This is a genomic window from Streptomyces sp. NPDC093591 (assembly GCF_044764885.1).
Classification (GTDB): domain Bacteria; phylum Actinomycetota; class Actinomycetes; order Streptomycetales; family Streptomycetaceae; genus Streptomyces.
Genome location: NZ_JBIWIY010000005.1, coordinates 375,113 through 398,867 on the forward strand (window position 1 = coordinate 375,113; position 23,755 = coordinate 398,867).

A 23,755-nucleotide genomic window follows, 5' to 3' on the forward strand; every position below is an offset into this window, starting at 1 on the left:
CTCTTCGGGGGAGGCGCGAGGCCGACGACGTCTCCCCCTCATCTGCCGTGATCCAGCCGTAGATGCGTCCGCATCAGCACGTTCGCGTCGGCCACCGCGCTGTGGTCGAACACCGTCCGGGCCGCCGCCCGTCGTGCCGCGAGTCTCCGGCAGGCCTCGCACCCGTCCACGGGGACGGGCGAGCGGCTCACGTCGAACGCGGGATACGGCGGCGGCTCCGTCACGGGGCGCACCCCCGTCCGACGCTCCAGTGCTCCCGCAACTCCCGTTCGCAGGCACCGGCTTCGGCGGTCCGGCCCGCCTCTCTCGCCGCGTCCCGCTGGGCCAGTAAGGCCCCGCACACGTCACAGGCGGGCGGCGGCGGGGGCGCCGCCACCCATGCCGTGCGCGCGGTCACGCGGACCACCGCGCGAGCGCCGACTCGAGCGTACGCAGCACGGCGGGCGTCGGCCGCGCCCAGCCGCCGCGCGGCGTCCAGGCGACGGTCGAGCGGTCCGGGCGCGTGCGGCGGGGGAGTCGGGGGAGAGTCGTGGACTTCATGGCTCACTCCTTGAGGTTCGCGTTCCGGGGAACGCCAGTGCTGCACGCATTCGCTGGATTACGCTGCGTGTTCAGGTGCCGGATACGAGCATGCCGTGTCGGGGAGGCGAAAACCCTGCTGGGACGCGCTAGTTCCACGCTTGGCACCTCAAATTCCACAAAATCCACAGCTCGGCGGAGGGGGAGACAGGGTGCCGCAGCGACGCACGGTGACGACTCGCAGCCATGAGCCGCGATGGAGGTACGCGGAGGAGGTACGGAGGCTGCGCGAGGGGAGAGGGCTCACGCTGCGGAAGCTTGCCGACGAGTTGGGCTGGGACTGGTCGACGCTGGGGAAACTGGAGCGGGGGCAGTCGCTGGGGAGCCCTGAGGTGGCGCAGGCGCTGGACGAGTACTACGGGACGCCGGGATTGCTGTGGGCGTTGTGGGAACTGGCGGTGGGGGATCCGACCCAGTTCAAGGAGCAGTACCGCAGGTACATGCTGCTGGAGGCCGAGGCGGAGAGTTTGTGGCACTTCGGCGTCACGCGAGTGCCGGGCATGCTTCAGACGAGGGGATACGCGACGGAGGCCTCGCGGCGGGCGATATCGGGGGAGATGCACTCGTCCAGCAGGTAGAGGCGCGACTCGGTCGCGCAGAGTTGCTGATGGGGGACGACGGCCCCCGCTTCCGCACCATCCTGTACGAGGCGGTGCTGCGCATGGCGTTGCGAGACTCGGCGGCGTGGCGCGAGCAACTGGAGCACCTCCTGGCCGCCGCCGAGCATCCGAGGGTCACGATCCAGGTGCTGCCGTTCAGCGCCGGACCGTGCAGCCTGGACGGCACGCACGTGATGTTCCTGCGGATGGCCGACGGGCGTACCGTTGCCTATACGGAGACCGCTTATCGGGGCGAACTGATCGAGGAAGCAAGCCAAGTTGGGCGGTTGCAACTCGCATACGATTCGATGCGCGACCTGGCGCTGTCACCGGCCGAGTCGCTGAAGTTCATCGGGCAGATGCTGGAGGAAGCACCGTGCGATCCATAGACCTGACCGGCGTGACGTGGCGCAGGAGCAGCTACAGCAACTCGGACGGCGGCGAGTGCGTCGAGGTCTCGGACGACTTCCTGGCCGGGGCCTCGTGGCGCAAGAGCAGCTACAGCAACCCCGACGGCGGTAATTGCCTCGAAGTCGCCGACAACATCCCCGCCCCCGTCGTCCCCGTCCGCGACTCGAAGAACCCCCACGGCCCCGCCCTGATCCTCCCGGCGACGGCCTGGGCCTCGTTCGTCACGGCCGTACGCCGTGACGAGCTGCCGCACTGACTGACCCGCAAAACGCCGGAGGCCGCCGCACTCACGTGAGTGCGGCGGCCTCCGGCTGTTCAGCCGAGCCGCAGGCGCTACCGCACGTCGCCCATGAGCGCCTTGACCTTCTTGCGGTACATCCACACCGCCACACCGGCGAGGACGGCCAGTGTGGCCTCCAGGGCGACGAAGCTCATCTTGTTGAGGTCGACGCCGCCGACGGCCGGGTCGGAGAGGAGCGCGGTGACGGAGTCGCCCGCGGTGACCGCGAGGAACCAGACGCCCATCATCTGGGAGGCGTACTTCGCCGGCGCCATCTTCGTGGTGACCGACAGACCCACCGGGGACAGCGTCAGCTCACCGAGGGTCTGGACGAAGTAGATCGCCACGATCCACATCGCCGCGGCCTTCTCGCCGTCCCCGGCGATGGAGAGCGGGATGAGGAACACGAAGAAGGACGCACCGACCAGCAGCAGACCGGAGGCGAACTTCACGGCCGTGCTCGGCTCCTTGCCGCGCCGGTTCAGCCACACCCACAGCCAGGCGAAGAGCGGCGCGATGGCCATGATCAGGACCGGGTTGACCGACTGGTACCAGGAGACCGGGAACTCCCAGCCGAAGACGGAGTTGTCGCCCGAGTTCTTGGCGAAGATCGACAGGGTCGTGGCGCCCTGGTCGTAGATCATCCAGAAGACGGCCGCGGCGACGAAGAAGTAGATGTACGCCGAGACCTTCGACTGCTCGGTGGAGTTCAGGTCCTTGTCCCGCTTGATGCGGGCGATGACCCAGATCGGGACGATCAGGCCGATGACCGTGAGCGGGACCGTGGCCCAGGCCTCCGTGAAGTGACCGGAGATGCCGACGACGGCGTAGAACACGATGGGGACGGCCAGCCACAGCAGGCCCTTGCGCAGCGTGCTGCGCTTCTCGTCGGCATCCATCGGGGTCGGCACGATCTCGCTGCGGTCGCTCAGGTGGCGGGTGCCGAGCAGGAACTGGGCCAGACCCAGTGCCATGCCGAGCGCGGCCAGCGCGAAGCCGAGGTGCCAGTTGACCTTCTCGCCGACGGTGCCGATGATCAGCGGCGCGGCGAAGGCGCCCGTGTTGATGCCGATGTAGAAGACGGTGAAGGCACCGTCGCGGCGCGGGTCGTTCGGGCCGTCGTAGAGATGGCCGACCATCGTGGAGATGTTGGCCTTCAGCAGACCCGAGCCGATCGCGACGAGGGCGAGGCCGACGTAGAAGATGCCGGCCGACGGCAGGGCCAGGGTCAGGTGGCCGAGCATGATGACCAGGCCGGCCAGGGCGACCGTCTTGCGCGGGCCGAGGATGCGGTCGGCGACCCAGCCGCCGGGGAGCGTGAGCAGGTATACGAGTGACACGTACACCGAGGCGATGGTGATGGCGGTCGCGCCGTCGAGGTTGAGGCCGTTGTCGGCCACCAGGTACAGCGGGAGCAGCGCCTTCATGCCGTAGTAGGAGAACCTCTCCCACATCTCGGTCATGAAGAGAGTGGCCAGGCCGCGGGGGTGGCCGAAGAAGGTCTTCTCGGAGCCGGGGGTGCCCGGGCGGGCCGAGTCCTTCGTCAGGCTGGACGCCATGGTCGATCCTTGCTGGTCGGGACGCGCACCGACGTTGACTGTCACGCGCCCGGTGGGGGGCGGCCGGCACCGGCGAGGCACAGTCGCCCACCCCCACGCCCACGGGGAGTTCCGCTCCGGGTCACGAAGCGGAGGACGGCGGCCACCGGGATCCACGCCCCCGTCCTTGAGGGCCCGGCCACAGGTCATTCCAGACACAAAAGAGACCCTCAGCGTCAAATGCAGCCGAAGGTCCCCGCAGTGCTACAGGCGTGGATTCACCATACGTCAGGACACCGCCGGAAATGGAAGGACTTGAGACCGGTATCACAGGTGTCGAGGGAACCGTAGGCACGCTTTCCAAGGTCCTTAAAGGATCGCACCTCTCACGTGCTGGTCTGTACCACAGCAGTCGAAGGTAAGAGACGCGCCAGAGAGGGGTAAGAATCAAGGCGCCCGATCACACCCCAGCTCTTGCCCTGAGCGGACTACCATCAGCTCATGACCCGTGTACTGCTCGCCGAGGACGACGCGTCCATTTCGGAGCCGCTGGCCCGCGCACTGCGCCGGGAAGGGTACGAGGTCGAGGTGCGGGAGGACGGCCCCACCGCGCTCGACGCTGGAATGCAGGGCGGGATCGACCTGGTCGTGCTGGACCTCGGTCTTCCCGGCATGGACGGCCTGGAGGTGGCCCGCCGACTGCGTGCCGAGGGCCACACCGTGCCGGTCCTCATCCTGACCGCACGCGCCGACGAGGTGGACACCGTCGTCGGCCTCGACGCGGGCGCCGACGACTACGTCACCAAGCCGTTCCGGCTCGCCGAGCTGCTCGCGCGGGTCCGGGCCCTGCTCCGGCGCGGTGCCGCCGAGCCGCAGCAGCCGCCCGCCACGCACGGGGTGCGGATCGACGTCGAGTCGCACCGGGCGTGGATGGGCGACGAGGAACTCCAGCTCACGGCCAAGGAGTTCGACCTGCTGCGGGTGCTGGTGCGCGACGCGGGCCGGGTGGTGACCCGGGACCAGCTGATGCGGGAGGTCTGGGACACGACCTGGTGGTCGTCGACCAAGACGCTCGACATGCACATCTCGTGGCTGCGGAAGAAGCTCGGCGACGATGCGGCGAACCCTCGGTACATCGCCACGGTGCGGGGTGTGGGGTTCCGGTTCGAGAAGAGTTAGGCGGCGCCCTACCGCCGTGGGGCTACGCCGCGTGCGCGACTGCTGCGCCGTTGTGGCTGGTCGCGCACACGCGGCGGAGCCGCAAATCGACGCGGCCCCGCGCCCCTTTTCAGGGCGTTGCCCTACTGGTCGTCGTGAAGTACTCGCCCGAAGGATCGTCCTGTGCGCCGCCGTCTCATCCAGTCGACCCTCGCGGTCGTGCTCGTCGTCATCGCAGTCTTCGGCGTGTCCCTCGTCATCGTCGAGACCCGGACGATCACCAGCACCGCCCAGGAGCGGGTGGACACCGAGGCGGTTCGGCTGGTCAGCATCGTGGACAGCAGGCTGCTCGGGGACGAGACCGTGGACGCCGCGGTGCTGCGGGACCAGATCCAGGGGGACCGTTACGCCGAGATCCGGATCCCGGGGAAGCCGCTGATCCAGGTGGGCTCCAAGCCGACCGGTGACGTCATCAGCGCCAAGGAGACCGGCGAGGAGGGCGAGACGGTCACCGTGCAGGAGCCGCGGTCGTCGGTGACGCGGGAGGTCGGCCGTACGTTGCTGATCATCGGGGCGGTGGCGCTGCTGGCGGTGATCGCGGCGGTCCTGCTCGCCATCCGCCAGGCCAACCGCCTCGCCTCCCCGCTCACCGACCTGGCGGAGACGGCGGAACGTCTCGGCTCGGGCGACCCCCGCCCCCGTCACAAGCGGTACGGCGTCCATGAGCTGGACCGCGTGGCCGACGTGCTGGACTCCTCCGCCGAGCGCATCGCCCGCATGCTGACGGCGGAACGCCGCCTCGCCGCGGACGCCTCGCACCAGCTGCGCACGCCGCTCACGGCACTGTCCATGCGCCTGGAGGAGATCACCCTCACCGAGGATCTCGCCACGGTGAAGGAGGAGGCGACGATCGCCCTGACACAGGTCGAGCGCCTCACGGACGTGGTCGAACGCCTCCTGACCAACTCCCGCGACCCGCGCAACGGCTCCGCCGTCACCTTCGACCTCGACGAGGTCATCCAGCAGCAGCTGGCGGAGTGGCGACCGGCGTACCGCAGCGCCGGGCGGGCGATCGTCAGCTCGGGCAAGCGCCACCTCACGGCGGTCGGCACGCCGGGGGCGGTCGCTCAGGTCCTGGCGGCCCTGATCGAGAACTCCCTCATGCACGGCGGCGGCACGGTGGCGCTGCGCACCCGCGTCACCGGCAACCAGGCGGTCATCGAGGTCACCGACGAGGGGCCGGGCATCCCGGCGGACCTGGGCGCCCGCATCTTCGAGCGTGCGATCAGCGGCCGCAACTCCACCGGCATCGGGCTCGCGGTTGCCCGTGACCTGGCCGAAGCCGACGGCGGCCGCCTGGAGATGCTCCAGACGAACCCCCCGGTACTCGCCCTGTTCCTCTCCCGCACCCCGCCGCCGAAGAAGCAGGCGGAGAATTCGGGACCGACGGTCAGGTAGGACAGGTTTCGCCCCCGCCGCCCCTACCCGTCCCATCCCTGGGGGCTGCGCCCCCAGACCCCCCCTTCGGCCCTGAACGGGCCTTGTCCTCAAACGCCGGACGGGCTGAGTACGTCAGCCCCTCCGGCGTTTGAGGAGCGGGGGTCCAGGGGGCGGAGCCCCCTGGCGGGGTCGAAGGGGCGGAGCCCCTTGAGGATGGGACGGGTAGGGGCGGCGGGGGCGAGGAAACTCAGCCCACCCGCTGCCGCACGCGCGCCTTCTCGGCCCCCCGCCGAGGCTCCAGGAACGATTCCGCGCCGGCCACCGCCGACTCCTGCTCCTGGCCCTGCCCCTGCTCCGCAGGAAGCGCCCGGAACACCCACGTCCGATACGACCAGAACCGGAACAGCGTCGCGATACCGATACCGAGGAACTTGAAGATGTTGCTCTGCAGCGGACTGTCCCACCCGAAGCCGTACGTCGCCGCGTACAGCACCCCGTTCTCGATCACGAGACCGACCACGCTGAACAGCAGGAACAGCCCCAGTTCCTTCGTACGCCGACTCTTGTCACGATCCCGGTACGTGAAGTAGCGGAACCCGACGTAGTTGAAGACGATCGCGACGACGGTCGCGATGACACTGGCCCGCACCACCTGGAGGTCGGTCACATGCCGCACCAGGTTGAACACGAGGAGATTGACCAGCAGCCCCGCCCCGCCCACCGCGCCGAACTTGGCGACCTCACGCATCAGCCGGTCAAAGCGTTGCCGCACCGCACTGCGAGGTACTGGAGGCGCCGCATGAAGCCCCGAGGAACCACGTCCCATGGTCGTGAAGGCTCCTGTCGGTCGGTTTTTCGGTCGGTTTCGTCAACCCAGCCATGCTAACCACCCCCCTCCTCGATTGCCTGTGGGCGAACTCATAGGTCGGGACACAGGTCGGAAAGAGACCCGGAAAAGTCCGGTAAGAGGGTCGCCCTCACGCGGCCGATACCCTAGGGGCGTGACGTTCCCGGTAGTCGGCATGGTCGGCGGGGGCCAGCTCGCTCGTATGACACACGAGGCAGGCATCCCGCTGGGCATCAGGTTCAAGCTCCTCAGTGACACCCCTCAGGATTCCGCGGCGCAGGTCGTCGGCGATGTCGTCATCGGCGACTATCGCGACCTCGACACGCTGCGCGACTTCGCGAGGGGCTGCGATGTGATCACCTTCGATCACGAACACGTACCCACCGAGCACCTCAGGGCGCTGGAGGCGGACGGCATCCCCGTCCGCCCGGGCCCCGAGGCACTCGTGCACGCCCAGGACAAGGGGGTGATGCGAGCCAGACTCGACGCGATCGGGGTGCCGTGCCCACGGCACCGGATCGTGAGCGACCCACAGGACGTCGCCGCGTTCGCGGCCGAGGGCCTTGCCCAGGGCGCCGACGGCGACGGCTTCCCCGTCGTCCTCAAGACCGTCCGCGGCGGCTACGACGGCAAGGGCGTCTGGGTCGTCGACTCCGTCGAGGAGGCCGCCGAGCCGTTCCGCGCCGGCGTCCCGGTCCTCGCCGAGGAGAAGGTCGACTTCGTACGGGAGCTCGCGGCGAACGTCGTACGCTCCCCGCACGGCCAGGCCGTCGCCTACCCGGTCGTCGAGTCCCGGCAGGTCAACGGCGTCTGCGACACCGTCATAGCCCCCGCCCCGGAGCTCGACGAGACCCTCGCCCTGAAGGCCGAGGAGATGGCCCTCACCATCGCCAAGGAACTCGGCGTCGTCGGCCACCTCGCCGTCGAGCTGTTCCAGACCCGCGACGGCCGCATCCTCGTCAACGAACTGGCGATGCGCCCGCACAACTCGGGCCACTGGACCCAGGACGGCGCGATCACCAGCCAGTTCGCCAACCACGTCCGCGCCGTCCTCGACCTCCCCCTCGGCGACCCGCGCCCGCGCGCCAGGTGGACCGTCATGGTCAACGTCCTCGGCGGCGACTACCCCGACATGTACTCCGCGTACCTGCACTGCATGGCCCGCGACCCCCAGCTCAAGATCCACATGTACGGCAAGGACGTGAAGCCCGGCCGCAAGGTCGGTCATGTCAACACCTACGGCGACGACCTCGACGACGTGCTGGAGCGCGCCCGTCACGCTGCCGGCTACCTGAGAGGCACGATCACCGATTGACCTCCGCCCCTCCCTTTCGGGAGGGGCGTGTCATAGCGCCACGACGCTTCCTGCTTCATCGCCGACCGCCCGCCCGGAGGAGCTCCGTTGGGGTCTTACACCGGCTCCACAGGCCGACACCGCCAGCCCGGCGGCCAGAATGGTCTTCGCGGCGTTGTGGTCCCGGTCGTGCTGGGTGCCGCAGCCCTCGCACGTCCATCGTCGGACGTTCAGGGGCAGCTCATCGTGGATCAGGCCGCACGTGGAGCAGGTCTTGCTCGACGGGAAGAAGCGGTCGATCGCGATCAGCTCGCGCCCATACCAGGAGCATTTGTACTCCAACAGGGAGCGCAACTCCGTCCACGGGGCATCGGAGATCGCACGTGCGAGAGTGCGGTTGCCGAGCAGGCTGCGGACGGTCAGGTCCTCGATCACGATCGTTTGGTTTTCACGAACGAGACGAGTGGTCAACTTGTGCAGGAAGTCCCGGCGCCGGTCGGTGATCCGCGCATGAACGCGTGCCACCTTGGCGCGTGCCTTCTCCCGGTTGTTCGAGTCGGGAGCTTTCCGAGAGAGTTCTCGCTGAGCCTTTCCGAGGCGGGACCGGTCCCTGCGCTCGAACTTCGGATTGGTGACCTTCTCCCCAGTGGACAGGGTGATCAGACTGGTGAGGCCGGCGTCGAGCCCCACGGCCCTGTTCGTGACCGGTCCGGGGCTGACGGCGCTTTCGACGAGCAAGGAGACGAACCAACGCCCTGCCTTGTCTTTGGAGACCGTGACCGTGGACGGTTCAGCCCCTTCAGGAAGAGGCCGCGACCACACGATGGCCAGCGGATCACGCATCTTCGCCAATGTGAGCTTGCCGTCGCGGAACCGGAACGCGGAGCGGGTGTACTCCGCAGAGTCCTTCGACCTCTTTTTCGACTTGAAGCGAGGATGCCGGGCCCGTTTGTCGAAGAACGCTGCGTAGGCGGCCTGCAGATGCCGCAACGACTGTTGCAGCGGGACGGACGAGACCTGTGCGAGAAAGCCGTGCTCTTCGGTCTTCTTCCACTCCGTGAGCATCGTCGATGTTTCCACGTAGGAGACCCGGCGGTGCTCCAGCATCCACGCGCGAGATCGAGCGTCGAGCGCCATGTTGTAGACCTTGCGCACACAGCCGAAGGTGCGCGACATCTCGGCTGCCTGCTCCGTAGTCGGATAGAAGCGGTACTTGAATGCCCCCCGATGTGAGTCTGTCCGGCGATCTGGGAATCTTGCTGTGCGGCAATGCTGATGAACTGTTCCCGCAGATGCGCGGGGTACCCACCCAAACCACTCGGCCGAGGCCGAGGAGGTACGCAAGGAGAATGAGATGAGCCCCGTTGTTGGCATCGTCATGGGGTCGGACTCCGACTGGCCCGTCATGGAGGCGGCGGCCAAGGCCCTCGACGAGTTCGAGATCGAGTACGAGGTCGACGTCGTCTCCGCGCACCGGATGCCGCGCGAGATGGTCACATACGGTGAGCAGGCGGCCGAGCGCGGCCTGAAGGTGATCATCGCCGGGGCCGGCGGGGCCGCTCACCTGCCCGGCATGCTCGCCTCGGTCACGCCGCTGCCGGTCATCGGCGTCCCGGTGCCGCTGAAGTACCTCGACGGTATGGACAGCCTCCTGTCCATCGTCCAGATGCCGGCCGGCGTCCCGGTCGCGACCGTCTCCGTCGCCGGCGCCCGCAACGCCGGTCTGCTCGCGGCCCGCATCCTGGCCACGCACGACGAGGACCTGCTCGTCCGCATGCGTGAGTTCCAGCAGGACCTGAACGACCAGGCCACCGAGAAGGGCAAGCGCCTGCGGGCCAAGGTAGAGGGATCGAGCGGCTTCGGCTTCGGCTCGGGGAAGTGACGGCGATGACCTCCGCGTCGTTGGAGGCGGCCCGGGAGCTCCTGCGGGAGTTCCCAGTCGTCGACGGCCACAACGACCTCCCCTGGGCCCTGCGCGAACAGGTCCGCTACGACCTCGACGCCCGCGACATCGCCGCCGACCAGGGCGCCCATCTGCACACCGACATCCCGCGCCTGCGCGCGGGCGGCGTGGGCGCGCAGTTCTGGTCGGTGTACGTCCGCTCGGACTACGCCGGCGACAAGGCGGTCAGCGCCACTCTCGAACAGGTCGACTGCGTACGGCAGTTGCTGGCCCGCCACCCGGGCGACCTGCGTCCCGCGCTGACGGCGGCGGATATGGAGGCGGCCCGCGCGGAGGGCCGTATTGCCTCCCTCATGGGCGCCGAGGGCGGCCACTCGATCGCCGACTCCCTCGCCACGCTGCGGGCGTTGTACGCGCTCGGCGTCCGCTACATGACCCTCACCCACAACGACAACATCGCGTGGGCCGACTCGGCGACGGACGAGCCGGCGGTGGGCGGCCTGACCGCCTTCGGCCGTGAGGTGGTCCGGGAGATGAACCGCGAGGGCATGCTCGTCGACCTCTCGCACGTGGCGGCGACGACGATGCGTGACGCGCTGGACGTCACGTCGGCCCCCGTGATCTTCTCCCACTCCTCCTCCCGCGCGGTGTGCGACCACCCGCGCAACATCCCCGACGACGTCCTGGAACGCCTCCCCGGCAACGGCGGTGTCGCGATGGTGACGTTCGTGCCGAAGTTCGTGCTCCAGGCGGCGGTCGACTGGACGGCCGCGGCCGACGAGAACATGCGCGCCCACGGCTTCCACCACCTCGACACCACCGCCGAGGCGATGAAGGTGCACCGCGCCTTCGAGGAGGCCAACCCGCGCCCGATCGCCACGGTGTCCACGGTCGCGGACCATCTGGATCACATGCGCGAGGTCGTCGGCGTCGACCATCTCGGCATCGGCGGCGACTACGACGGCACGGCGTTCACCCCCGACGGCCTGAACGACGTCTCCGGCTACCCCAACCTCATCGCCGAACTCCTGGACCGCGGCTGGTCGAAGCCCGACCTGGCCAAGCTGACCTGGCAGAACGCGGTACGGGTCCTGGGCGCGGCGGAGGACGTGGCGCGCGACCTTCAGGTGACGCGGGGGCCGTCCAACGCGACCATCGAGTCACTGGACGGCTGACCCGTCCCGTCGGACAGGGCGGGGTAATCGGTGTAGCCGGTCCCCCCGCCCACGTACATGAAGTACCGGTCCCGCACCGGGTTGAGCGGCGCCCCGAGCCGCAGCCGCTCGACCAGGTCGGGATTGGCCAGGAACGGGCGTCCCAGGGCGATCAGATCGGCACCGGCGGCGAGCAGGTGCTCGGACGCGTGGCGCACGGCCTGGGTGGAGAGGTCCGTCAGGACGGGGTTGGCGATCAGGGCTCCCGGCCAGGAGGCGCGGATCCGCTGGAACAGCGGCGCGTCCGGGTCGGCGTGCACGAGATGCAGATACGCGAGCCCCAGTCCGCCGAGCGCCTCGGCGAGCGCCGGGTGGATCACCTCCGTGTCGCTCTCCTCGACGCCGTTGACGGTGCTCCCGGGGGAGATCCGCACTCCCACCCGCTCCGCCCCGACGGCGGCGGCGACGGCCTCCACCACCTCCCGCACGAAGCGGGTCCGACCGGCCACCGAACCGCCGTAGGCGTCCGTACGGCGATTGGTGTTGCCGGCGAGGAACTGGTGGAGGAGATGGCCGTTGGCGGAGTGCACCTCCACGCCCTCGAACCCGGCCTCGACCGCGTTGCGGGCGGCGGCCGCGAAGTCGGCGACGGTGGCGCGGATGTCGTCGGGGGACATCTCCCGGGGGACGACCGCGGGCCGGTGCCCGCCGGGTGTGAAGATCGTCTCCGGGAGGGGGACCGGCGAGGGCGCGACGGGGGTCAGCCCGCTGGTCTCCGGATGGCCGACGCGGCCGCCGTGCTGGAGCTGAAGGAACATCGGCCCCCCTCCGGCGGCCCGCACGGCGTCGGTGACGCGCCGCCAGCCGGCCACGTGGGAGGCGTTGTGGATCGCGGTGATGTTCGGATACGTCTGTCCGACCGCGTTCGGTGTCGAGGCCTCGGCGATGATCAGGCCCGCCGAGGCGCGTTGGGCGTAGTACGTCGCCATGAGCGGGGTCGGAGTGCCGTCCGCCGCGGCGCGGTTGCGGGTGAGCGGGGCCATGACCAGGTGGTTCGGGAGGCGCAGGGAGCCGAGGCGGGCGGGGGCGAGGAAGTCCGTTGTCCGTGTCATGGCCGTACGGTAGAACTTGACATTGATGTCAGATTCAAGCCCGAAATCCGGGGGTGGCCGCCATGCGGATCGGTGAACTGGCCCGGCGTACCCAGGTGAGCGAGCGCTCCCTGCGCTACTACGAGACCCAGGGCCTGCTGCGAGCCGACCGTACGCCCGGTGGCCACCGCGACTATCCGGAGGCGGCCGTCGACCGGGTCGTCCGGATCCAGGAGCTGTTCGCCGCGGGGCTGCACAGCAGCCGGATCGCGCAGTTGCTGCCCTGCATGCGGGACGCCGACGGCGGACCCTCCGTCGTCGCCACGCCTCGGCTGGTCGAGGACCTCACCGCCGAGCGCGACCGCATCGACCGCATGATCGCCGACCTCGTCCGCTCCCGGGAGACCCTGGACGAGGTGATCGAGGCGGCGCGCGAGCGCTGACCGCACGCGCCGTACGGCCCTCCGTCGAGAAGTCGGACGGACCCGTCGCCGCCCCGGGCGAAGTCGCCGTCGGCCTCTTCGGCCGCGCTCACGCCCTGCTCGCCGCCCACCCGCGGGACCTCACCGAGGTCTCCTGCTCGGTCACGGATGCTCGATCCGGCAGAGGCAGAACGGGTGCCCCGCCGGGTCGGCGTAGACCCGCCAGTCCTCCTTGTCGGCGGCGTGCAGCAAGCGAGCGCCCAGCTCCAGCACCTTCTTCTCGGCCGCGTCGACCTCCTCCCAGGTGGACCCCGCGTCGAAGTCGAGGTGGAACTGCTGCGAGTCGTGGTCGGCCCGCGGCCAGTCCGGCGGGGTGTACCCGGGCGCCGTCTGGAAGGCGAGCCGTGGCCCGTCCGGGATCTGCAGGACGACCCAGTCGTCGGCCTGGACTTCGGGCGTACCGCCGCCCACCCGCGCGTAGAACTCGGCGAGGGCGCGCGGGTCGGGGCAGTCGATGACGACGTTGCGCAGACGTGCCACGGCGGCCATGGGTTCCTCCCGGCGGTCAGGGTTTGGTCAGCAGGCGCACAGACAGAACGGGTGCCCGGCCGGATCCGCGTAAACCCGGAAGGTCCGCGATCGGTCCTCGACGTCCAGCGGCTTCGCGCCCAGCGCCAGCACGCCCTTCTCGGCCGCGTCCAGGTCCTCGACGGTCAGGTCCAGATGGAACTGCTGCGAGTGATCGGGCGCCGGCCACTTCGGCGGTACGAAGCCGGGGGCCGCCTGGAAGGCCAGCGACCGCCCGCCGGGGACCTTCAGGTCCACCCAGTCCTCGTCGCCCTCGATGCTTCCGCCGAGCACGCGCGCGTAGAAGTCGGCGAGGGCACGGGGGTCGGGACAGTCCAGGACGACGGCGCCCAGTTCGGCGATGGCCATGGCTTCCTCCTCGAGTCCTTGGTTACCTGTATTTGGTCTCAACAGGTAACGCAGTTACCCCATGCTCCCGTATTGGCGGTAACGTCGCAAGGGGGTTCGGGGAGCGAGAGAGCGAGGGATAGCGTTCAGCCATGAGTGAGAGATCGCCCGCGCCCGGGGGCCTGGCACTGGTCCAGTCCCTGGTCAACACGCTGGACATCGAGTCGGGCGCCGACTCGCTGGACACCGCGGAGGGCCGGGCGCGCTTCGGGCTGGCCGAGGAGGACATACCGGGGGCGCGGGAGCTGCGGGAGTCCCTGCGGGTGGCCCTCCTCGCACACGCCGGCCATCCGCCGCACCGCGCGGCGACCCCGCTGGGCGACCTGCTGACGGCGAGCCCGCTGCTCGTCACCGTCGACGCCGCCGACGGCTCGGCCGGCCTGGCCCCCGCCGACGAGGGCCCGCTGCTCTCCCGGGTGGCGGCGGCGATCGCCCAGGCCCTCGTCGAGGGCACGTGGAGCAGGCTGAAGGCCTGCGAGGCGGTCGACTGCCACTGGGCGTACTACGACCGCAGTCCGGCGGGCCGCGGCCGTTGGTGCTCGATGCAGGTGTGCGGGGCGCGGGCGAAGATGCGACGGTACCGGGCCAGATAGCGCCCACCGGGCCTGCCTCTGCGTCTCGGACACTCCTCCCGGGCCCGACGGAAAGGGTGACCGGTGTCATCCCGGTCTCCTCGGAAAGCGGTTCCGGAAGGGCGGCGGTGACGGGGAGAATGTGCCAAGCGCCGGTCCGGCCGACTGAGCCTCGGCCGGACCGGCGTCCTGTGCGACTGCGGGGTGCGGTGTCGACGCCTCAGGCCGTCGGTCGCCCCATCGCCCGGTACGTCCAGCCGGCCTTCCGCCACAGCTCCGGGTCGAGGGCGTTGCGCCCGTCCAGCACGACCCGGGCCGCCGCGACCTCGCCGAGCGCCGCCGGGTCCAGCTCGCGGAACTCCCGCCATTCCGTCAGGTGCAGTACGACGTCGGCGCCCCGTACGGCCTCGATCGCGCTGTCGGCGTAGCCGAGGGTCGGGAAGAGGCGGCGGGCGTTGTCCATGCCCTTGGGGTCGTACACCGTGACCTGGCCGCCCTGGAGGTGGATCTGCCCGGCGACGTTCAGCGCGGGCGAGTCCCGGACGTCGTCGGAGTCGGGCTTGAAGGTGGCGCCGAGCACGGCGACCCGCTTGCCGAGGAAGGGCCCGCCGCCCAGCGCCTGTCGGGCGAGCTCGACCATCTGGCCGCGCTGGCGCATGTTGATCGAGTCGATCTCGCGCAGGAAGGTCAGCGCCTGGTCGGCGCCCAGCTCACCGGCCCGGGCCATGAAGGCGCGGATGTCCTTGGGCAGGCAGCCACCGCCGAAGCCGATCCCGGCCCGCAGGAACTTCTTGCCGATCCGGTCGTCGTAGCCGATGGCCTCGGCGAGCTTGGCGACATCGCCGTCGGCGGCCTCGCACACCTCCGCCATCGCGTTGATGAAGGAGATCTTGGTGGCGAGGAAGGAGTTGGCGGACGTCTTGACCAGCTCGGCGGTGGGGAAGTCGGTGACGACGAAGGGGGAGTCGGCGGCGATCGGCGTGGCGTACACCTCGCGCAGCAGCTTCTCGGCCCGCTCGCTGCGCACGCCGACCACGATCCGGTCCGGGTGCAGGGTGTCCTCGACGGCGAAGCCCTCCCGCAGGAACTCCGGGTTCCAGGCCAGCTCGGCGTCCTCGCCCGCCGGTGCGTGCGCGGCGAGGTAGGCGGCGAGGCGGTCGGCGGAGCCGACGGGGACGGTGGACTTGCCGACGACGAGGGCGGGGCCGGTGAGGTGCGGGGCGAGCAGTTCGAAGGCGCGGTCCACGTACGACATGTCGCAGGCGTACTCACCGTGCCGCTGAGGCGTGTTCACGCAGACGAAGTGCACATCGCCGAACGCCCCGACCTCGGCCCAGTCCATCGTGAACCGCAGCCGCCCGGTCGACCCCTCGATCCCGGCCACGTGCTTGCGCAGCAGCTCCTCCAGTCCCGGCTCGTACATCGGGACCTCGCCGCGCCGCAGCATCTCGATCTTCTCCGGCACGACATCGAGCCCCAGCACCTCGAAGCCGAGCTCGGCCATGGCCGCGGCGTGGGTCGCGCCGAGATAACCGGTGCCGATCACGGTGATCTTGAGGGCCATGGGGTACTCCAGAGGTCTACGACAAGTCCGGCGGTGATGCGGGCCCGAGCATAGTCGGGCCGTTCGACGGGCAACTTTCCCGCTGTCGCCAAGCTCACGTATCACTCCCGTGAGCGGCCCCCTAAAATTTGAGTTACTTAACGGTAATTAGCGCCAGCATCGCACTTAGACCACACAGCGTCCTTGGAGCGTGAGAGACCTTGGCCGGATCGGCTGACTTCGACCTGTACCGCCCGTCCGAGGAGCACGACATGCTCCGCGACGCGATCCGCTCGCTGGCCGAGGCGAAGATCGCGCCGCACGCCGCCGCGGTGGACGAGGAGGCCCGCTTCCCGCAGGAGGCGCTGGACGCCCTGGTCGCGAACGACCTGCACGCGGTGCACGTGCCCGAGGAGTACGGCGGCGCCGGTGCGGACGCCCTCGCCACGGTGATCGTGATCGAGGAGGTGTCCCGCGTCTGCGCGTCCTCCTCCCTCATCCCCGCGGTGAACAAGCTGGGCTCGCTCCCGGTGATCCTCTCCGGCTCCGAGGACCTCAAGAAGCGGTACATGACCCCGCTTGCCAAGGGCGACGGCATGTTCTCGTACTGCCTCTCCGAGCCGGACGCGGGTTCCGACGCCGCCGGCATGAAGACGAAGGCGGTCCGCGACGGCGACCACTACGTCCTGAACGGCGTGAAGCGCTGGATCACCAACGCCGGCGTCTCCGAGTACTACACGGTGATGGCGGTCACCGACCCCACCAAGCGCTCCAAGGGCATATCGGCCTTCGTCGTCGAGAAGTCGGACGAGGGCGTCTCCTTCGGAGCCCCCGAGAAGAAGCTCGGCATCAAGGGCTCGCCGACCCGCGAGGTCTACCTGGACAACGTGCGCATCCCGGCGGACCGCATGATCGGCGAGGAGGGCACCGGCTTCGCCACGGCGATGAAGACGCTGGACCACACCCGCATCACGATCGCCGCGCAGGCGCTGGGAATCGCCCAGGGCGCCCTGGACTACGCCAAGGGCTACGTGCAGGAGCGCAAGCAGTTCGGCAAGGCGATCGCGGACTTCCAGGGCATCCAGTTCATGCTCGCCGACATGGCCATGAAGATCTCGGCCGCCCGCGCCCTGACCTACCAGGCCGCCGCCGCCTCCGAGCGCGGCGACGCCGACCTCACCTACCTGGGCGCCGCCGCCAAGTGCTTCGCCTCGGACGTGGCGATGGAGGTCACCACGGACGCCGTCCAGCTGCTGGGCGGCTACGGCTACACCCGTGACTACCCGGTGGAGCGCATGATGCGTGACGCCAAGATCACGCAGATCTACGAGGGCACGAACCAGGTCCAGCGCATCGTGATGGCGCGGAACCTGCCGTAACCAGCAACGGAGGAAGCCCCGGCCCGGCCAGGCCGGGGCTTTTTCTCGGGCGTTGAGCGGCGGCCGACGACTAGCGTGTCGGAATGCCGTCCGTGAACCTGCGCCATTCAGTCCGCGCGGTCGTCCTCGACGAGGACAACCGCATCCTGCTCTGCAGGTTCGCCATTCCAGAGCCGGCGGGGACGGTGGTGTGGGCAGCTCCCGGTGGCGGGATCGAGCCGGGTGAGACGCCGCTTGCCGCGCTGCGCCGCGAACTGCGCGAAGAGGTCGGTCTTGCCGTCGGCACCGATCCGCCGCACGTCTGGCACCAGGAAGTCGTGGCCCCTGGTCATGCCGCGGGCTACGACGGTGTCATCAACGACTACTTCCTCGTACGCACCGCCACGTTCACTCCGCGCGGCACCCTGTCCGACGCTCAGCTCGCCGCGGAGAACATCAGCGGTCTGCGGTGGTGGCATCCGCGCGACGTCGCTTCTTATACCGGTCCCGACTTGTTTTCCCCCCGCGACCTCACAACTCCTTTGACCGCGTTGATCACTTCTGGTGTTCCAGCCGGACCAGTGCGGCTTGGCCTGTGAACCCAGGGATCACACTCGAGAGGGCCCGCTTCCGAAGCAGCAGGCCCTTTCGTATGGCGCGGCTCTCAGGAGCGGCGGCGGAACACCGCGGTGACCGCCGCGGCCGCTCCCGCGCCCCTGAAGCAGTCACCGCTGCCCGGCTGGCCGGTGAAGTACAGGTTGACGCCCAGCACGAAGAACACCAGGGCGCACGTCGCGAAGCCGCACATCAGGACCACGCGGGTCCGTCGAGCCGCGTGGCGAAGCCGCAGCCGTGCGGTGGCTCGGCGGTGCCGGCGGCGAAGGCGTCGATGATGACGCCTGGCCCTCCTGGCGGCCGTCCGGGTCTGCTCACGGTCCCGCTCGGCGGCGTTCAGTTCGGCCCGCAGAGTCCCAGGGCGACGGTCTGTAGGGCCGCTCACTGCTGGCCTCCGTTCTCAACTGGCAGGGCGTGGGGGCAGCGTGGGGCTCTGGCGGTCGCGGCGGCACTGCGCGCTCGCTCCCGGTGCAGCCTGCCGAGCCGGGCGAGCTTCTTTTTTACCCTCCTACCGAAGTGTTCGGGTGCCTCTGCGCGCAGTGCGGCCTGCACCCAGTCGATGTCCGCATCCATGGCGTACTCGGTGGCCACCCTGGCCTCGTCGTCGGTCAGGCCGGCGAAGACCACGGAGATGCATGGATCGTCGAGACAGGGCAAGGCAGCCAGCGCCTGTTCCTCGGCCGACCCGGCCGGGTCCGGGACCACGTCCGCCATTGTCAGCGGGCCGTCCTCGCCGCCGATGCGGTGACTGAGCAGCATGACCGTCTCGCCGTTGGTCTGGCGCTCCCACAGTGGCCGCAGGGCCAGGCGGGCCGCTTGGGTGCGGCGCTTGATCTCCTTGAGGACCGCGTCGCCGCTCCACGTCTTGGCCGTGGTCCACCAGTCCTCCATCAACGCGGTGGCGACTGCCTCGGCGGAGAAGTCGGCGTTCCTTGGAGACATCCCGAGCCATTGCCCGGCGAACCGAGCCGGCGCCGTCTTGTCCCCGTCAAGCCAGTCGCGCGCGGCTGCGATCGCCGCCCGGTACGCCTCGCTCGTCCTGACCGGCACCGGCACGGTCATCGCGATCGGCGCCACCACGGGGTCGTAGATGTCGTACGAGGACATCGTCGTCAACGAGCGAGGCCGCGGATACGCGCGCAGCAGTTCCTGAAGCTTCACCACGGGCGGCGCCGTGGGACCGGTGAGGTGGTGCTCGAAGAAGTCCCGTGCGAATGCTCCCGCGGCCTCGGACGGGACATCGGCTGCGCCGTGACAGCGCAGGTAGAAGATGGCGGCTTCGTCATCTCGAACGTCGCGCTTCAAGTCGTCGGTGTCCGGCACCGCGATGACCCGGGGCGCGACGAGCGGCTTGAACTCGAGGTCTGCTCCGCACGCGGAGCATGCGTCCACGAACAAGACCGCAGGGCGGGTCTCGTGCTCTGCCCACTCCTGGGGCCTGGATTCCATGCTGTCCTCCCTGAAGGGGTTGTCCTACTCCTCAGGGGCGGGGGCAGCCCATTCGGGCAAAGAATCTTGCCGCTGTGATGCAGATCACTCTGGTGGCGGCGAGCTCCACGCGGATTTCGCGTCGGCGGACACAAGTCCGTGCTCGGCCTGGGCGGGGAAGTCGCCGAAGGAGCTGTTCAGGATGGCCGGATCGGGGCGCACGTAGGACCGTGCGTCTGGGCGTCGAGGTCTTGGACTCGTACGGGAATACGCCGACTGTCGGGGCGGGGGTGTGGCTGGGGGCGAGCCCTGCGACCGCCGGGCCGGAAGCTGCTCTGGTTCGAGACGAGCGGGTGAACCCTCATCCGACTCGCGGGAGAGACCGTCAGTCCTCGAACCCCTCCGCCACCCGCTTCTCCCGCAGCTCCTTGATCGCGCGCCGCCGCGCCAGCCGATGCGTCCGCCTGATCTGCGCCTCCTGGTTGCGCCGCTTGTCGCGCTCGGTCTCCGGAAGCACCGGCGGGACGCGGCGCGGCTTGCCGTCGGCGTCCACCGCCGCGAACACCAGGTAGGCCGAGCCGACCTGGGTGGGCGGCGCCGACTCGTTCCAGCGCTCGGCCAGGACCCGTACGCCGACCTCCATCGACGTCCGGCCGGTCCAGTTGACCTGGGCCTTCACATGGACGAGGTCGCCGACGCGGACCGGTTCGAGGAAGGCCATCTCGTCCATGGACGCGGTGACGGCGGGGCCGCCGCTGTGCCGGCCGGCCACGGCGCCCGCCGCGTCGTCGACGAGCTTCATGATCACGCCGCCGTGCACCGTACCCAGCAGGTTGGTGTCGTTGTGGGTCATGATGTGGCTGAGGGTGGTGCGGGACGCTGAGGTCGGCTTGCCCGGGATCTCCGGAGTGCCCGACTCTGCGGCGGTGACCTGGTCTGTCATGGCCTCCACCTTATGCCGCCCCGACATTCGCGGACTTTGTGTTGGGTTCGCAACAGCCGTGCCTCTATTTTCCCCCGAACCTTGTAAGTGACCTGGGCATGCCCTGCACACTGGGGCGCATGAATGACTGGCCCGGTGGATGGTCCGACGACAACCGCGGTAACCGCTACGGACGCGGCAGCTCGAGCGCACAGCCCGAGAGCGCCCGCGTGATGCGGCAGGTCCGCCGCGGTCCGGCGGCGCCGCCCGGCCAGGGGTACGGCGGGGTGCCGCAGCAGCCGTCGTACGTGAACGGCCAAGGTCACGGCGGCTACGGGGACGACGACGGGTACGACAGCGGCTACAACACCGGCCAGGTCTACGGCGGCTCCGGCGGCGGCCCGGGTGGCCCCGGCGGCCGCGGGATGCGCGAGCCGCGGCCCGCGCCGAACTGGCGGCGCCGTATCAAGGTGACCGCGATCACCGTCGTGACCGTCCTGGTCGTGACGTCCGTCGCCACCTACTTCTGGGCCGACTCCAAGCTCAACCGCGAGGTCGACCTGTCCAAGGTCATCGACCGGCCCGAGGCGGGCGAGGGCACCAATTACCTGATCGTCGGCTCCGACAGCCGTGAGGGCATGTCGGCCGAGGAGAAGAAGGAACTGCACACCGGGTCCGCCGAGGGCAAGCGCACGGACTCGATGATGATCCTGCACACCGGGTCCAACGGCCCGACGCTGATATCGCTGCCGCGTGACTCGGACGTCGAGATACCGAGCTTCGTGGGCTCCGAGTCCGGCAAGACGTACAAGGGCACGGGCCGGCACGTGAAGCTGAACGCCGCGTACGCCGAGGACGGCCCGGAACTGCTGGTCCGCACCGTCGAGTACAACACCGGTCTGCACATCGACCACTACGTCGAGATCGGCTTCGCCGGCTTCGCGAACATCGTGGACGCGGTCGGCGGCGTCGAGATCAACATCCCGCGGGACATCAAGGACTCCAAGTCCGGCGCGGACTTCAAGAAGGGCACGCAGACCCTGAACGGCGAGGAGGCGCTCGCCTTCGTCCGCACCCGGTACGCGCTTCCCAACTCCGACCTGGACCGTACGAAGAACCAGCAGAAGTTCCTCTCGGCCCTGGCCAACCAGGTGGCGACGCCGGGCACGGTCCTCAACCCGTTCAAGCTGTACCCGACCATGGGTGCGGGGCTGGACACCCTGATCGTCGACAAGGACATGGGCCTGTTCGACCTGGCGGACATGTTCTGGTCGATGAAGGGCGTCACCGGCGGCGACGGCAAGTCGATGAACATGCCGATCTCCGGCTCCTCGGGCGGCAACCTCGTCTGGGACAAGGCGAAGGTGAAGACGCTGGTGGAGCAGTTGAAGAACGACGAGACGGTGACCGTCTCCGGCAACTGAGCAGCGCGCGGCCGAGCGCCGCACAGCGGTCGAGGGCACCCCGGCGGGTGCCCTCGAGTGTTTCCGGGGGCGCCGGACGGTCGTCACATGGTGGCGCCCGACATCGCGCGGCAGGACTCGGCGCAGCGGCGACACGCCTCGGCACAGCGCATCATCTGCGGGTCGTCCGGCATGGACATACACGCCTCGGCACACATGTCACAGGCCTTGGCGCACATCGCGCACATCTCGGCCGACATGGGCGAGCGGCGCATCATCATGTCCGCGCACATACGGGTCGTCTCGGCGCAGTCCATGAGCGCCCGCATGATCTGCATCTGCGGCTGGCCGCCCATCTGCATGCAGGAGCTCATCGTCTCCTCGCAGACCGCGTGGCAGGACATGCACGCGTCGACGCAGGCCTGCATCTCCTTGCTCATGGCGGTCATGGTTCCTTGCTGGGTCATGGCTCCTCCTGGGGTGCGGGCGCCCGGGGCGGGCCCCGTGCCCTTCCGTCCTACGCCCGCCCGCCGCACCGCGCCATCGGACGGACGCGAACGATTCACCCCGGATGCCGCACAGGGCAACGCGCCCGGCGTCACGCCGGAGGCTGCCGCACGGGTCCATTGAGGTTACGGCCCGCTGTCGGTGCAGGTGAGGAGCGTGACTCCCTAGGAGCACCCCGCCTCGTCCCCCCGTACCACCATCGACTCGCCCTCCGTCGGGTCCTCGGCCCGCACCTTGCGTACCTGCCTGAAGTCCGTACCGACGATCACCTTCAGCGTCGGTCCCATCCCCTTCACCGCGCGCAGCTCGCTCCCGGGCACCGCAGCGGCCAGGGACTTCGCCGAGCGGTCCCAGCGCGGGTCGTGGGCGACGACCGTCCGCTTCACCGGGCGGTCCGCCGCGCTCACCGGCCGCCCCGTCGTGCGGAACCCGGTCGCCGCCAGCGCCGCGTCGACGCGCTTGCCGAGGTCGGCGGAGTGCGTGCCGTTCTCCACCTGGACGTGGATCTCCTGCGGGGCGACCTCCACCCGGACCGGCCTGCGCCTCGGCCGGTGCACGGACAGCGGCTCGTCCTCGCGCAGCGCCCTGAACAGCCGCTCGGACTTCGCGGCGTCCCACTTCACCGTGGAACCGACGCCCTTCACGTCGTACTCCAACTGCCGGATGGGCACGGTCGTGAACTCCGACGACGACGGAGAGAAGTTCCGCATCGCCCGCCCGAGATCGAGCAACTCGCCTGTCCCGAACCCCTCGTCGGCCCGCACCGAACCCAGCACCGCCCGCGTGACATCCCGGAACCGCATCGGGTTCAGCAGGATCCCGGACGACGTCGCCCGCTCGATCAGCGCCGCCATGAAACGCTGCTGGCGCTGCACCCGGCCCAGGTCGGAGGCGCTGTCGACATGCCGCGAGCGCACGTACTGCAAGGCCTCCCCGCCCATCAGCCGGTGGGTACCGGCCGGCAGGTCGAGTCCGGTGTACGAGTCCTTCATCGGCTCGGCGGTGCAGATCTGCACCCCGCCGACCACGTCCACCGTCCTCATGAAACTGGTGAAGTCGACCTCCAGATAGTGGTCGATCTTGATGCGGGTCATGTGCTCGACCGTGGCGACGGTGAGATTCGGGCCGCCCTCCGCGTACGCCGCGTTGATCTTGATGGGGTGTGCCTTGCGCCCCGGCCCGGCGGGCACCTCGGCGTACGAGTCGCGCGGCAGGCTCACCACACTCGCCCGCTCCCGGTCCTCCGAGATGTGCACGATCATGATCGTGTCGGTGCAGTGACAGGGCGCCCCGCCCAGCCGGTACTTGCGCCGCTCCTCCTCGCTGATGCGGTCACGGCCGTCCGTGCCGACCAGGAGGACGTTCATCCCGTGCCCGGCCTGCGGCCGGTTCTTCATGTCCTTGAACGGGTCCACCCGCGCGATCTTCGCGTCCAGGCTGGTCACCACCGCGTGCCCGATCCCGGCGGAGGCGAGGACCACCACGGACAGCGTGGTCACCGCCCGCATGGCCCAGCGCGGCCTTCTCCGCCGCACGGGCGCGACCGGCCGCGCCCCGCCGCGGGTCGGCTGCGGGCGGCGCTGCGGAGGGGCGGGGGAGCGGCGGGGCGGCGTGGGCATGGGGGGCTACCTTCCGCTGGGGCTTGCCCTGGGGGCCGTACGTGGGATCCGTGAGCACCGTAGGCCCATACGATCTGCTGACCGGGGCAGCGACCCC

The 23,755-nt window shown here is 69.6% G+C and carries 24 protein-coding genes and 2 pseudogenes; 12 read left to right on the forward strand and 14 right to left on the reverse strand.

What is annotated here, in order from left to right:
* Positions 1–38: 38 nt before the first annotated feature.
* Positions 39–224: a hypothetical protein gene (locus ACIREI_RS13960; RefSeq protein ID WP_403331824.1), complete on the reverse strand. Its 186-nt coding sequence runs from the start codon at positions 222–224 to the stop codon at positions 39–41.
* Positions 225–393: 169 nt separating this feature from the next.
* Entirely contained in the window at positions 394–540 is a 147-nt protein-coding gene (locus ACIREI_RS13965; RefSeq protein WP_403331826.1) for a hypothetical protein, read from the reverse strand.
* A 191-nt stretch (positions 541–731) separates the two neighbouring features.
* Here ACIREI_RS13965 and ACIREI_RS13970 point away from each other — a divergent pair.
* Both ACIREI_RS13970 and ACIREI_RS13975 read left to right on the forward strand, forming a co-directional pair.
* Positions 732–1,567, forward strand: a pseudogene (locus ACIREI_RS13970) (helix-turn-helix domain-containing protein).
* Positions 1,555–1,845: a DUF397 domain-containing protein gene (locus ACIREI_RS13975; protein WP_403331829.1), complete on the forward strand. Its 291-nt coding sequence runs from the start codon at positions 1,555–1,557 to the stop codon at positions 1,843–1,845. Before ACIREI_RS13970 ends, ACIREI_RS13975 begins: the two are co-directional and overlap by 13 nt.
* A gap of 77 nt (positions 1,846–1,922) precedes the next feature.
* Here ACIREI_RS13975 and ACIREI_RS13980 read toward each other — a convergent pair whose 3' ends face one another.
* Positions 1,923–3,428 (reverse strand): peptide MFS transporter, encoded by a 1,506-nt coding sequence (locus ACIREI_RS13980; protein WP_403331832.1) that lies wholly within the window; start codon positions 3,426–3,428, stop codon positions 1,923–1,925.
* A gap of 480 nt (positions 3,429–3,908) precedes the next feature.
* Between ACIREI_RS13980 and ACIREI_RS13985 the strand changes: the two genes are divergently transcribed.
* Complete coding sequence (locus ACIREI_RS13985; protein WP_107905766.1) at positions 3,909–4,586, forward strand: response regulator transcription factor; 678 nt, start codon at positions 3,909–3,911, stop codon at positions 4,584–4,586.
* A 162-nt stretch (positions 4,587–4,748) separates the two neighbouring features.
* Entirely contained in the window at positions 4,749–6,023 is a 1,275-nt protein-coding gene (locus ACIREI_RS13990; protein WP_403331836.1) for an ATP-binding protein, read from the forward strand.
* Between the two features lie 229 nt (positions 6,024–6,252).
* Here the strand turns inward: ACIREI_RS13990 and ACIREI_RS13995 are convergent, their stop codons facing one another.
* Positions 6,253–6,831, reverse strand: coding sequence for a GtrA family protein (locus tag ACIREI_RS13995; protein WP_403331839.1), 579 nt, complete (start codon positions 6,829–6,831; stop codon positions 6,253–6,255).
* Between the two features lie 175 nt (positions 6,832–7,006).
* Here ACIREI_RS13995 and ACIREI_RS14000 point away from each other — a divergent pair, with 175 nt between their 5' ends.
* Positions 7,007–8,167 (forward strand): 5-(carboxyamino)imidazole ribonucleotide synthase, encoded by a 1,161-nt coding sequence (locus ACIREI_RS14000; RefSeq protein WP_403331841.1) that lies wholly within the window; start codon positions 7,007–7,009, stop codon positions 8,165–8,167.
* Here ACIREI_RS14000 and ACIREI_RS14005 read toward each other — a convergent pair.
* Positions 8,140–9,367, reverse strand: a pseudogene (locus ACIREI_RS14005) (RNA-guided endonuclease InsQ/TnpB family protein); the annotation flags it as partial. The gene ACIREI_RS14000 and the pseudogene ACIREI_RS14005 sit on opposite strands and share 28 nt — an antisense overlap.
* 133 nt (positions 9,368–9,500) lie before the next feature.
* Between ACIREI_RS14005 and purE the strand changes: the two are divergent.
* On the forward strand, positions 9,501–10,028 hold the full coding sequence (gene purE / locus ACIREI_RS14010) for a 5-(carboxyamino)imidazole ribonucleotide mutase (protein WP_403331844.1): 528 nt from the start codon (positions 9,501–9,503) through the stop codon (positions 10,026–10,028).
* A gap of 5 nt (positions 10,029–10,033) precedes the next feature.
* The gene (locus ACIREI_RS14015; RefSeq protein WP_403331846.1) at positions 10,034–11,224 is read left to right on the forward strand and encodes a dipeptidase; all 1,191 of its coding nucleotides are present in this window, start codon (positions 10,034–10,036) and stop codon (positions 11,222–11,224) included.
* On the opposite strand, the gene ACIREI_RS14020 is transcribed toward ACIREI_RS14015, so the two are convergent.
* Complete coding sequence (locus ACIREI_RS14020) at positions 11,173–12,315, reverse strand: alkene reductase (protein ID WP_403331850.1); 1,143 nt, start codon at positions 12,313–12,315, stop codon at positions 11,173–11,175. The genes ACIREI_RS14015 and ACIREI_RS14020 overlap by 52 nt on opposite strands.
* Before the next feature lie 62 nt (positions 12,316–12,377).
* Between ACIREI_RS14020 and ACIREI_RS14025 the strand changes: the two genes are divergently transcribed.
* Positions 12,378–12,737, forward strand: a complete 360-nt coding sequence (locus tag ACIREI_RS14025) for a MerR family transcriptional regulator (RefSeq protein ID WP_403331853.1) — start codon at positions 12,378–12,380, stop codon at positions 12,735–12,737.
* 141 nt (positions 12,738–12,878) lie between these two features.
* Here ACIREI_RS14025 and ACIREI_RS14030 read toward each other — a convergent pair whose 3' ends face one another.
* The gene (locus ACIREI_RS14030; RefSeq protein WP_403331856.1) at positions 12,879–13,265 is read right to left on the reverse strand and encodes a VOC family protein; all 387 of its coding nucleotides are present in this window, start codon (positions 13,263–13,265) and stop codon (positions 12,879–12,881) included.
* A 27-nt stretch (positions 13,266–13,292) separates the two neighbouring features.
* Positions 13,293–13,652, reverse strand: coding sequence for a VOC family protein (locus tag ACIREI_RS14035; RefSeq protein ID WP_403331859.1), 360 nt, complete (start codon positions 13,650–13,652; stop codon positions 13,293–13,295).
* 131 nt (positions 13,653–13,783) lie between these two features.
* Here ACIREI_RS14035 and ACIREI_RS14040 point away from each other — a divergent pair, with 131 nt between their 5' ends.
* Entirely contained in the window at positions 13,784–14,284 is a 501-nt protein-coding gene (locus ACIREI_RS14040; RefSeq protein WP_403331862.1) for a CGNR zinc finger domain-containing protein, read from the forward strand.
* 199 nt (positions 14,285–14,483) lie between these two features.
* Here the strand turns inward: ACIREI_RS14040 and ACIREI_RS14045 are convergent, their stop codons facing one another.
* Positions 14,484–15,827, reverse strand: a complete 1,344-nt coding sequence (locus ACIREI_RS14045) for a UDP-glucose dehydrogenase family protein (protein WP_403331864.1) — start codon at positions 15,825–15,827, stop codon at positions 14,484–14,486.
* Between the two features lie 200 nt (positions 15,828–16,027).
* Here ACIREI_RS14045 and ACIREI_RS14050 point away from each other — a divergent pair, with 200 nt between their 5' ends.
* Both ACIREI_RS14050 and ACIREI_RS14055 read left to right on the forward strand, forming a co-directional pair.
* Positions 16,028–17,185, forward strand: a complete 1,158-nt coding sequence (locus ACIREI_RS14050) for an acyl-CoA dehydrogenase (RefSeq protein WP_403331866.1) — start codon at positions 16,028–16,030, stop codon at positions 17,183–17,185.
* Positions 17,186–17,268: 83 nt separating this feature from the next.
* Entirely contained in the window at positions 17,269–17,763 is a 495-nt protein-coding gene (locus ACIREI_RS14055) for an NUDIX hydrolase (protein WP_403331869.1), read from the forward strand.
* A 65-nt stretch (positions 17,764–17,828) separates the two neighbouring features.
* Here the strand turns inward: ACIREI_RS14055 and ACIREI_RS14060 are convergent, their stop codons facing one another.
* The 3 genes from ACIREI_RS14060 to ACIREI_RS14070 all read right to left on the reverse strand — a co-directional run bounded on the left by ACIREI_RS14060 (position 17,829) and on the right by ACIREI_RS14070 (position 20,150).
* The gene (locus ACIREI_RS14060; RefSeq protein WP_403331872.1) at positions 17,829–17,972 is read right to left on the reverse strand and encodes a hypothetical protein; all 144 of its coding nucleotides are present in this window, start codon (positions 17,970–17,972) and stop codon (positions 17,829–17,831) included.
* Between the two features lie 188 nt (positions 17,973–18,160).
* Positions 18,161–19,228 (reverse strand): hypothetical protein, encoded by a 1,068-nt coding sequence (locus ACIREI_RS14065; RefSeq protein ID WP_403331875.1) that lies wholly within the window; start codon positions 19,226–19,228, stop codon positions 18,161–18,163.
* A gap of 364 nt (positions 19,229–19,592) precedes the next feature.
* Positions 19,593–20,150 carry an acyl-CoA thioesterase gene (locus tag ACIREI_RS14070; protein WP_403331878.1) on the reverse strand — a complete coding sequence of 186 codons (558 nt, stop codon included), beginning with the start codon at positions 20,148–20,150 and terminating at the stop codon, positions 19,593–19,595.
* 119 nt (positions 20,151–20,269) lie between these two features.
* Between ACIREI_RS14070 and ACIREI_RS14075 the strand changes: the two genes are divergently transcribed.
* On the forward strand, positions 20,270–21,553 hold the full coding sequence (locus tag ACIREI_RS14075; protein WP_403331881.1) for an LCP family protein: 1,284 nt from the start codon (positions 20,270–20,272) through the stop codon (positions 21,551–21,553).
* A gap of 83 nt (positions 21,554–21,636) precedes the next feature.
* Here the strand turns inward: ACIREI_RS14075 and ACIREI_RS14080 are convergent, their stop codons facing one another.
* Entirely contained in the window at positions 21,637–21,999 is a 363-nt protein-coding gene (locus ACIREI_RS14080) for a four-helix bundle copper-binding protein (protein WP_403331884.1), read from the reverse strand.
* Between the two features lie 204 nt (positions 22,000–22,203).
* The gene (locus ACIREI_RS14085; protein WP_403331886.1) at positions 22,204–23,658 is read right to left on the reverse strand and encodes an LCP family protein; all 1,455 of its coding nucleotides are present in this window, start codon (positions 23,656–23,658) and stop codon (positions 22,204–22,206) included.
* Positions 23,659–23,755 lie beyond the last annotated feature (97 nt).